General features: G+C 31.9%; 1 protein-coding gene. It reads right to left on the bottom strand.

The window, feature by feature from the left end; all coding sequences use genetic code 11:
* Positions 1-2,335: bifunctional glycosyltransferase/CDP-glycerol:glycerophosphate glycerophosphotransferase (locus VW161_RS08855; protein ID WP_325192963.1), on the bottom strand; the 2,335-nt coding region annotated here is incomplete at both ends.

Raw genomic sequence — 2,335 nt, 5'->3', positions numbered from 1 at the left:
AAAGTACTTTTGTCGTCATCGATTAAGGCATCTCCTTCAAAGTGGTAATCACTTCCATATTGGTAATAGATTATAGGCTTTTTAAGGTATGCGAAATCAAAATTGACAGAGGAATAGTCAGTAATCATTAAGGCAGATTCACATAAGATGTCATGGAATCTTCTATATGTATCAACTTCCACGTTGTCTGTATTGAACAAATGCAAAAATCTCATTGAATTTGGATGAGGCTTAAAAACAATTTTATAGCCCTTTTCATTGGCAGATTCTATCAATCTCTCATCATTCAATAGATTATTCCATCTCATAAAGTATTCAGAACTTAATAAATCCTCTTCGTTTTTAATTGCCTTCCTCCAAGTAGGTATGATCACGATTTCCTTTTTAAGGTTTTCATTTGTCAAATTGTCAAATCTTGGGAAACCCAATTCCTGAATGATTTCCTCATCATAATTGTATGTTTTGACAAATGCCTCCTGATCCAGGTCTGAAACTGTCAATATGAGTGAAAAGTTAATGTCATACTTTCTAAGCCAACTTCGCATGTCATACTTTCCTACACCATGTTGAAGGAAATAAATCGGTGGAGAGGAAATTCCTTGAACCAATTTTAGATTTAGGTCTGCAAATGGATTCAAATGATTTTTATAACCTTGTGAAGAGATTACCTTTTCTGCAAACATATAGATGAATTTATGTTTGAATGAACCGAAATTAAGAATTTTACTTCCATATTCCTTTTTAAGCTTTTTAAATTCATTGCAGTCTTTTTCCAATGCGAAATATTTTGAAATTCCATCATTTTGATTTGCAGCATATCTGAACAAATGCTCTCCATTGTCTCCTGTATTGTCTCTTCTATCCATGAATAAATAGATTTTTTTGTTTTTCATTATTGGCCTTGATAGCAAGTACAATAATCTGTAGGAAATTGATTTTGCCCAGTATTTCGGTCTTGTGATAAGCATGGATTTTATAGATGTCAATTCATAACGCAAGGCCTTTTTAGCACTATACGGCATAATAAGGAAAGAGTTGTTAACAGCAGCCAATATTTGTGAATTTCTAATGTAGTAATGGCTGAATCTTGATATTTCTGCAAATTTCCTAAATGTGATATTGTTTTTCATAACCACTTTATTGCCATCCTCATCAAGAATCATATGGAAATTAATTTTGGTTTCCCCTTTTTTGTCAATAGGGATCTTGAATTCGAAACCATAGTCAAATCTCCAGTCAATGCCTAGCAATCTTCTTGTTTCACGAGGTGTTTTTGGATATTCAACATATTTTCCAATAAACCTTTCTTTTTTACTATTATGAACTTTAATTGCTTCTATGCTTAATACATCCTTTTTGCAAGAGCTGACATAATTTCCGCATAAGTTTAAAAATCCATCTTTAAGTTCTATAATGTCAAAGAATATTCTATGTTTTTCAAGTCTATTGATTGTGTAATTTCCTGTTTTCAAGCAAGTATAGTTTTCTTCATCCTTTTCTATACGAAAATCCTTTCTATTTTTTAAGTAAACCAGGAAATCACCAAAATAATCTATTTTTGAACCGATTATTTGAGGATGTGTAAGAATATCTTCTTCAATGTAATCTAAAATATCGTATAGGCTTTCCCAAAATTCGTCAGTTTCTTCATTTGACCAATTTCTAGGCAAATCCTTCACGCCTTCAAATGACTTTAGGCTATATGTAATTATGCACTGAATGAATTTAGGAACAACACCATCTTTTTCTAACGCATAGTCGATAAGTTCCCTTAAACATTTTAATCTGTAGACATAAAATTCCTTTTTGTCCTTTGCAGTGTTTGTCAATGATTTATCATTGGCCCTTCTAAAGAAGTATGCAGCATCTTTGACCAAGCCTATTTTCTTGGTTTTAAGCAGAAGCTTATTGATGAAGATCAAATCTTCATTGTAGGATAATTCTTCATTGAATCTTAAATCACCTATTGAATCAGCTTTAATAAAGGAAGAACTTACGGATGATTGAATAGATTCATAGTTTTTATTCAAGTCCATTAATCTGTTTCTTGAATCCTCTTTCAAATTGAATTTATAGTTTAGTTCATGGTTGTATTCACTAAAAAAGAGTATGGGTATGGCAACAACATCAAGGGCTTCGTTGTTTTCAAAGAATTTGTTCACAGATTTTAAAGCATTGGATGATAGTTTATCGTCACTATCGAGAAAGGTGATGTATTCTCCTTTAGCAAGTTCCATACCATAGTTTCTTGCTGAACCCACTCCCTTGTTTTCCTGAGAATAAACTTTGATTCGATTGTCTTTTTCTTCATATTCCTTTAATACACTTAAAGAAT

Source organism: Methanobrevibacter ruminantium, assembly GCF_016294135.1.
Taxonomy (GTDB): domain Archaea; phylum Methanobacteriota; class Methanobacteria; order Methanobacteriales; family Methanobacteriaceae; genus Methanobrevibacter; species Methanobrevibacter ruminantium_A.
The sequence above is the reverse complement of the archived record's forward strand: the minus strand, read 5'-3'. Positions and strand labels throughout refer to the sequence as shown.